Here is an 8,425-nt window from a genome sequence, read left to right as displayed (position 1 = left end):
TGTGTTGCTGTCTGTCATCGTAAAGAGGAAATATATCCGATCGCCGTTCGGGCTTAACCGCCTGAAGCCGGCGAGCAACCAGTGTGGGCACAGCTTGACCGCCGTGTTCTCGGATATGTTCGAAGCAAAAAGGTCTTTCTATCGACGACATTGTTTGCGCATAAGCTTATCCGAAAGGTCTAACAATTTTTCGGGCTCATGCGAAAGCAAGCCGCTGCCGAGCGGTGGGCGTCGATAATGAGAGCGATCAAGTGTCTTAAGGGTATTCGGTGGATGCCTTGGCGCTGAGAGGCGATGAAGGACGTGGTACGCTGCGATAAGCCGTGGGGAGGTGCGAACAACCTTTGATCCGCGGATTTCCGAATGGGGAAACCCACCTTCGATCTCTGCAACTCCGAGTTTCGAACTCGGATCGTCCGAAAGGACATTCGAGGCGCGAGCCTCGGATTTGTAGAGATCAAATGAAGGTATTTATGTCTGAATTCATAGGACATAAAAGCAAACCCGGGGAACTGAAACATCTAAGTACCCGGAGGAAAGGACATCAACGAGACTCCGTTAGTAGTGGCGAGCGAACGCGGACCAGGCCAATGCTTCCGTTTCTCTAACCTGAACCGATTGGAAAGTCGGGCCATAGTGGGTGATAGCCCCGTAAGGATTTCGAGAGACGGAAGATTCGAGTAGGGCGGGACACGTGAAATCCTGTCTGAACATGGGGAGACCACTCTCCAAGCCTAAGTACTCCTCAGCGACCGATAGCGAACTAGTACCGTGAGGGAAAGGTGAAAAGCACCCCGACGAGGGGAGTGAAACAGTTCCTGAAACCGGATACCTACAAACAGTCGGAGCCCGCAAGGGTGACGGCGTACCTTTTGTATAATGGGTCAGCGACTTAAAGTAACGAGCAAGCTTAAGCCGATAGGCGTAGGCGCAGCGAAAGCGAGTCTGAATAGGGCGTTCAGTTCGTTGCTTTAGACCCGAATCCGAGTGATCTAGCCATGAGCAGGTTGAAGGTGCGGTAACACGCACTGGAGGACCGAACCGGTGTCTGTTGAAATAGACTCGGATGACTTGTGGTTAGGGGTGAAAGGCCAACCAAACTCGGGAATAGCTGGTTCTCCGCGAAAGCTATTTAGGTAGCGCCTCGCATGTATTCTCCAGGGGGTAGAGCACTGGATGGGCTAGGGGGTCCCACAGACTTACCAAACCCAACCAAACTCCGAATACCTGGAAGAACTATGCGGGAGACACACAGTGGGTGCTAACGTCCATTGTGGAGAGGGAAACAACCCAGACCAACAGCTAAGGCCCCTAATTCGTGGCTAAGTGGGAAAGGATGTAAGAATCCCAAAACAACCAGGAGGTTGGCTTAGAAGCAGCCATCCTTTAAAGAAAGCGTAACAGCTCACTGGTCTAAATAAGGGTTCTCGCGCCGAAGATGTAACGGGGCTCAAGCCACGAGCCGAAGCTTTGGGTTTGCCCGCAAGGGCAAGCGGTAGCGGAGCGTTCCGTAATCCGTCGAAGGGATAGCCGTGAGGCGTCCTGGAGGTATCGGAAGTGCGAATGCTGACATGAGTAACGACAAACACTGTGAAAGACAGTGTCGCCGAAAGTCCAAGGGTTCCTGCGTAAAGTTAATCTTCGCAGGGTTAGCCGGCCCCTAAGGCGAGGCCGAAAGGCGTAGTCGATGGGAACCACGTTAATATTCGTGGGCCAGCAGGTGGTGACGCGTTGCGGAAGCTGTTCGAGATTACTGGATTTCTCGGGCAGCCTAGCGGCGCCAGGAAATAGCCCCTGCATGAGACCGTACCCGAAACCGACACAGGTGGACAGGTAGAGTATACCAAGGCGCTTGAGAGAATGACGTTGAAGGAACTCGGCAATCTACCTCCGTAACTTCGGGATAAGGAGGCCTTCCGTTCGCGCAAGCGGGCGGGAGGGGCACAGACCAGGGGGTGGCAACTGTTTAACAAAAACACAGGGCTCTGCGAAATCGCAAGATGACGTATAGGGTCTGACGCCTGCCCGGTGCCGGAAGGTTAAGAGGAGGAGTGCAAGCTCTGAATTGAAGCCCCGGTAAACGGCGGCCGTAAATATAACGGTCCTAAGGTAGCGAAATTCCTTGTCGGGTAAGTTCCGACCTGCACGAATGGCGTAATGACTTCCCCGCTGTCTCCAACGTCAGCTCAGTGAAATTGAATTCCCCGTGAAGATGCGGGGTTCCTGCGGTCAGACGGAAAGACCCCGTGCACCTTTACTGTAACTTTGCATTGGCATTCGTGTCGGCATGTGTAGGATAGGTGGTAGGCTTTGAAGCATGGGCGCCAGCTCGTGTGGAGCCACCCTTGAAATACCACCCTTATCGTCATGGATGTCTAACCGCGCGCCGTCATCCGGCGCCGGGACAATGCATGGTAGGCAGTTTGACTGGGGCGGTCGCCTCCCAAAGAGTAACGGAGGCGCGCGATGGTGGGCTCAGACCGGTCGGAAATCGGTCGTCGAGTGCAATGGCATAAGCCTGCCTGACTGCGAGACAGACAAGTCGAGCAGAGACGAAAGTCGGTCATAGTGATCCGGTGGTCCCTCGTGGAAGGGCCATCGCTCAACGGATAAAAGGTACGCCGGGGATAACAGGCTGATAACCCCCAAGAGTCCATATCGACGGGGTTGTTTGGCACCTCGATGTCGGCTCATCACATCCTGGGGCTGGAGAAGGTCCCAAGGGTTCGGCTGTTCGCCGATTAAAGTGGTACGTGAGCTGGGTTCAGAACGTCGTGAGACAGTTCGGTCCCTATCTGCCGTGGGTGTAGGAGAATTGAGAGGATTTGTCCCTAGTACGAGAGGACCGGGATGAACATACCTCTGGTGGACCTGTTGTGGCGCCAGCCGCAGTGCAGGGTAGCTATGTATGGACGGGATAACCGCTGAATGCATCTAAGCGGGAAACCCACCTCAAAACGAGTTCTCCCTTGAGAGCCGTGGAAGACGACCACGTTGATAGGCCGGGTGTGGAAGTGCGGCAACGCATGGAGCTTACCGGTACTAATAGCTCGATTGGCTTGATCGCTCTCATTTATCGACGCCCATACTCGTGTGGCGCGAAATAGAAAGACCTCATTTGCTTCGAAGATGTGTTTCGCCGGCCTGGTGGCCTTCGGCGGAGCGATCAGACCCGATCCCATCCCGAACTCGGCCGTCAAACGCTTCTGCGCCAATGGTACTATGTCTCAAGACCTGGGAGAGTAGGTCGTCGCCAGGCCTGCGAAGCACATCAAATCCTCTTTATCGATTACCTTTTCAGCAGTGCTGCTTTCGCCGCGCTGCTTTTTTGTCTTCGCGCCTTTCCTCTTGGCGCGGTTCTTTGGCGCCTTTCTCTTGGCGCGGGGTGGAGCAGCCCGGTAGCTCGTCAGGCTCATAACCTGAAGGTCGTCAGTTCAAATCTGGCCCCCGCAACCAATCCAATTCGACAAACCCCGGCTCTTGCGGCCGGGGTTTTTGTTTGTGCGCTGATAGGTTTTTCCGTATCCGCGTCGCGGATCCGATCGCCCGCAGAACGCGGCGGAGCCGCGAGCCATGCCCGATCCCAGCGGGGGCTTGCGCGTAAGACTCTCAATGGTCTTTCATAGCCTCTACGACCTCGAGCGCTTCGCCGTGATCGACTAAATTACCGACATCACATTGCTGGTGAGGAGTGAGACGCGCGATGTTTATCGCGCGCCTTTTCGCTCCGCGCACCGCGAGGCGTTCGCAATTAAGAGGGGGAGGCATATGCCCGAGTGGCTCGATAATCTCATTCCCATCAAGGCCCCGGAACCGATGCACGAACAACTCGCGGGCTGGCGGCCGACGCGCGCCGCAGCCGAGGGGCTCGGCTGTCGCCTTCTCGCCGACCAGCGCATAGAGGTGGCCGGCGGCGTCACCCTTTCGGCCGATGTTTATACGCCCCGCGCGCCGGGCCGCTATCCGGCGATCGTCCAGTTCGCCGCCTATACGCGCGAGCTGCACACCGCCGGCGCGCCTACAGGCAGCAATGAGATCGGCTCACCGCCCGTCTTCACCGGCCGCGGCTATGTCCAGGTCGTGGTCGAGCGCCGGGGCATGGGCCGCGCGGGCGGGACGCAAAATGTCTTCCTTTCTCCCGAGGACGTCGATGACCATGAACAGGCGATCGCCTGGGCCGCCGCCCAGCCCTGGTGCGACGGCCGTGTGGCGTTGTTCGGCACTTCTTACTACGGCATGACGCAGCCTCTCGTCGCCGTGCGCCGCCCGCCGGCGCTGAAGGCCTTTTTCTGCAACGAGATCTGCACGGATTATTTCCGGCACCTCGTGCAGTTCGGCGGCGTTTTCAACCTTTATTTCTGCAATCTATGGATGGGCGCCAACTTCACCCCTGCAATGTATGGCTTGCGCGTGCCGCCGATCGTCCGGGCGCTCCTCAGCCATGTCTTCAACTCGCCGCTCCAGCGTTTGTGGCGACCTTTGCTGATGAAGCGGATCGACGCCATTTATCGCGCCTTCATGTCCAAAACGCCCGTCAAGCCGGTGCGCGAATGGTACGCCAACTGGATGCTTGACGGGAAATCGCGAGAGACTTGCGTGCTCCAGTCCGGCCCTTCGGGAGATCTTGGCAAGATCGAGATCCCTTTCGTCGTGGTGCAGAATCTCGGCTATTTCAACCTGCACCAGTTCGGGACCTATGATCTGTTCCAGAACGCCGCGACGCCGGCGGACCGCAAATGGATGATCCTCGCGCCGCCGCGCTACGAGCTTCCGGTCTATGCCTGGCAATTGGAAGCGCTCGCCTTCTTCGACCACATTCTCTACGGCGTGGACAATGGCTACGCCGGCCAACCCGCCGTCCGCTATTGGCTAGAGGGCGAGGAGCGATACATAGGCGCCGTCGACTTTCCGGCGGCGGGAACGGCGCAGCGGCGCTTCTATCTCGCCTCGGGCGGCGCGGACGGTGCGCGCCACAAACTGGCGGAGACGCCGGGGGAGGGCGAAAACCGCTGGGCCGCCGTTCCGCTGGGCCTGCCGGTGCTAGGCGGGTTCGATGAAGTGGCGAACCAGACGCTCGAATTTGAAATGACCGCGGAGCGGCCGATGACGCTCGCCGGCCCCGTATCGCTCAATCTCGTGTTCAGCTCCAATGAGATCGATTCCTATCTCGTGGCGCGGCTTGGCCGCGTCGCCAAGGACGGCGCCTATAGCCTTCTCTCGCTCGGAGCGATGAGTCCGGCGCGGCGGCGGCGCGACCCGGCGCGCGACACGACCTGTGAGATTGTGCACGACACGTCCGTGCGCGAGCCCTTAGAGCCGGGTAGGCCGGTGACGCTCTCCTTCAGCCTTACGCCTGGACCTACCCGGCTTCAGCCCGGCGACCGGTTGCGACTCGACGTGGCGAGCCGCCTCGATCTGCTGCGGAGCGACGTCAGCCACGGCTATGTGCATTTCGACATGCCGGGGCCGCCCTATTTCGCGCGCAACACGTTGCATTACGGGCCGGATGCTTATCTTGCCGTGTCCGAGGCGCTGGTGGCGTGAGAGCCGTGAACAAACGCGAATCTATGGCTTCGGCTTCCTCGACAGCAGCCATAGCGCGGAGATGAAGAATCCCTTCGTAAGCGGGAGCAAGAGCAACACGAGCGCGATCGTTAGCGGCACAACGATCAACATCTCGACAGCGTAGGCGTAATGTCCGCTGCTCTCTAATATGAAGAGAAGCGGCACGACTGTAATCGTCACGACGCCGACGGTCAGCCATGCTGGGCCATCATCCGCATCGAGACCCGCAAAACTTTCCCGGCAATGCGCGCAAGAATCGCGCGGCTTGAGGTAGCTCGCGAACAACTTGCCGACGCCGCAGTTTGGGCATTTTCGCGTCAGTCCGCGAAACAAGGACGCGCCTGGCGATGGATCGCTGTTCATTGACGCCAAACCGATTGACAGCAATCGCCGCGCTGCTGCGCGTTGATCGCATTGCAAGTCCATCTCAAGCGTGGATCTCGCTCCTCATTTAAGGGGATAGTTTCTTGTGACGCCGCAGGCAAGCGTTCACTGGCGCGCAGCGGTTCGGGGACGCAAGGGGCGCAAGACAAGGGACGCGGTCGGCGCTAGGCTCTTTACCGTATTTGTGCGGGGCCGGTTATTCTTGAACGACATTTCACGCACGGCTGAAAGCGAGCAACGCGGCCGCGACCTTTCATCGCGCGTCTTTCCGCTGCCTGTACGAGGATTGGCCGAGACCCTGCGCGCGTCGCTGGAACAGGAGCGGGCGCTACGCCGTCCGTTTCTCTGGCTGGTCGTCGCTTCAGGCGGCGGCGTCGTGCTCTATTTCTCGGCCGAGCGGGAACCTTCGCTCGCGCTTTGCCTTTGCGCGCTCGCCGCCTTTGCCGTCTTGGCCGCGTTTACGCGCCGCCATGCGCGGGCCCATGCGCTTTTTCTGACGCTCGCTTTCGTGGCCTTAGGCTTTGCGTCGGGCGGCTGGCGGACGGCGCGCGTCGCGGCGCCGGTCATTCCACGCGTCGGCATCGGTGAGCTGACAGGCTTCGTCGAGGAGGTGGATCTGCGCCGGGCCGGGGCGCGTTTCATTCTGCGCGTCGCGAGCGCCGAAGGCTATCCGGACGACGTCGTTCCTTCCCGCGTGCGACTGACGACGCGCGGCGAGCCGAATTTTTCGGCCGGCGACTTCATCGCCTTCAAGGCGCGGCTGATGCCGCCGGCGCGGGCCGCGCTCCCGGGCGGCTATGATTTTGCGCGGGACGCATTTTTTGCGCGCATCGGCGCGGTCGGCAACGCGCTTGGGCGAATCGAGACGATGCCGCCGCCCGACCCGGCGCCGTTCTCGCTGCGTTTTTTCGCGCACGTCGATCGCATGCGCAACGCCTTGGCGATGCGGGTCTATCGAATCATTGACGGCGACGCGGGCGCGATCGCCGCCGCCATGGTGACGGGCAAGCGTGACTTGCTATCCGAGGACGCGAAGAATCTGATTCGCCGGGCGGGCATATTTCACATCATCACCATTTCCGGCGTTCAGATGACGCTCGTCGCGGGCATCTTCTTCGTCGGCTTTCGGCGCCTGTTGGCGATGTCGCAAACTCTTGCGCTGAATTATCCGATCAAGAAATGGGCGGCGGCGCTCGCCATGCTCGGCGCCATTCTCTACGACATCGGCACGGGCTCTCGCGTCGGCACCGAGCGCGCGCTCGTGATGACTCTCATCATGCTCGCGGCGGTTCTCTTCGATCGTCCATCGCTGTCGATGCGCAATCTGGCGCTTGCCGCGCTCTTCATCATCGCCTTCGAGCCGGAGGCGTTGCTCGGCGCAAGCTTTCAGCTCTCTTTCGCGGCGGTGGCGGCCTTGATCGCGGTATACGAATGGCGCGGCGAATATCTCGCGAAGCGCCACATCGACGATCGCGCGCCGCGAGGGCGATGGGGAGCGCTCCGCGAAAGCGTCGTCGAGCGCCTGCTGCACGGACCCGGGGCGGCGATCTTCGCAACGCTGTGCGCGACCTCGGCGACCGCTTCATTCATGGCGTATGATTTTCACGAGCTGAGCCCCTATGTGCTGATCGGCAATCCGCTGACGCTGGCAATCATTGAATTCTTCGCCGTTCCCTGCGCGCTCGTCGGCGCCGCGCTTTACCCCTTGGGCCTTGACGGCTTCATCTGGCGCTATCTCAAGCTGGGCATCGACCTCGTGACCTATCTCGCCGGGCTGATCGCGAGCGCGCCCGGCGCGAGTCTGCCGGTTGCAGCCTTTGCGCCCTGGGCGATCCTTTTCCTTTCGCTTGCGGTCCTGTCGCTCGTGTTATGGCGCACTTGGGCGTGGCGCGCGCTCGCCATTCCTCTCGCCTTGATCGGACTGATGGGCGCGAGAAGCGGCGCGCCGTTTGATCTGGCCGTGCCGGCGACCGGAGAATCGGCGGCGCTGCGCCTGCCGACCGGACAGCTCGCCGTCATGGGCCAAAAGCCGAGCGCTTTCGCCGCGGAACAATGGTTGCGGGCGGACGGAGACGCGCGCCAGTCCGCGGACGCCAGGAGCGGCGTCGCCTGCGACGAAACGGGTTGCGTGGCGAAGGCCATCAATGGCCGCTTTGTCGCGCTCGTCGCCGGGCGCGGCGGCTTTTTCGAAGACTGCGCGCGCGCCGCCGTCATTGTTACGCCGCTCTACGCGCCGTTAGGCTGTGCGGCGGAGATCGTGATCGATCGCCGCAGACTATCCGAAACAGGGGCTGTGGCTTTGAGGTTCAAGGCGGATGGCGTCGAATGGACGACCGCGCGCGCGATCGACGAGGATCGGCCCTGGTCGCCGGCGCCCCGCAATCGCCGCCCGTCCGGATTTACCGCGCCGCTGAGCGATGAAGAGCGCAGCGAGGAAGATGCGCGCGCAATGGAGCCGCTCGAATAGCGGCGTTGC

At 60.4% G+C, this 8,425-nt stretch carries 3 protein-coding genes, 1 tRNA gene and 2 rRNA genes; 5 read left to right on the top strand and 1 reads right to left on the bottom strand.

Annotated features, from left to right (window positions below):
- Positions 1-245 precede the first annotated feature (245 nt).
- The 4 genes from NEI07_RS16980 (at position 246) to NEI07_RS16965 (ending at position 5,544) form a co-directional block, all read left to right on the top strand.
- Positions 246-3,067: ribosomal RNA gene (locus NEI07_RS16980) — 23S ribosomal RNA — on the top strand.
- A gap of 76 nt (positions 3,068-3,143) precedes the next feature.
- Positions 3,144-3,259: ribosomal RNA gene (gene rrf / locus NEI07_RS16975) — 5S ribosomal RNA — on the top strand.
- Between the two features lie 120 nt (positions 3,260-3,379).
- Positions 3,380-3,456 (top strand) — tRNA-Met (locus NEI07_RS16970).
- Positions 3,457-3,768: 312 nt separating this feature from the next.
- On the top strand, positions 3,769-5,544 hold the full coding sequence (locus tag NEI07_RS16965) for a CocE/NonD family hydrolase (protein ID WP_256036195.1): 1,776 nt from the start codon (positions 3,769-3,771) through the stop codon (positions 5,542-5,544).
- 21 nt (positions 5,545-5,565) lie between these two features.
- On the opposite strand, the gene NEI07_RS16960 is transcribed toward NEI07_RS16965, so the two are convergent.
- Positions 5,566-5,928: a DUF983 domain-containing protein gene (locus NEI07_RS16960; RefSeq protein WP_256036194.1), complete on the bottom strand. Its 363-nt coding sequence runs from the start codon at positions 5,926-5,928 to the stop codon at positions 5,566-5,568.
- A 223-nt stretch (positions 5,929-6,151) separates the two neighbouring features.
- On the opposite strand from NEI07_RS16960, the gene NEI07_RS16955 reads away from it, so the two are divergent.
- Positions 6,152-8,416 carry a ComEC/Rec2 family competence protein gene (locus NEI07_RS16955; protein ID WP_256036193.1) on the top strand — a complete coding sequence of 755 codons (2,265 nt, stop codon included), beginning with the start codon at positions 6,152-6,154 and terminating at the stop codon, positions 8,414-8,416.
- The last annotated feature ends 9 nt before the right edge of the window (positions 8,417-8,425 follow it).

The sequence above is a fragment of the Methylocystis suflitae genome (assembly GCF_024448135.1).
GTDB lineage: Bacteria > Pseudomonadota > Alphaproteobacteria > Rhizobiales > Beijerinckiaceae > Methylocystis > Methylocystis suflitae.
Note: the sequence above shows the minus strand (reverse complement) of the source record. Positions and strands in the feature narration are given on the sequence as shown.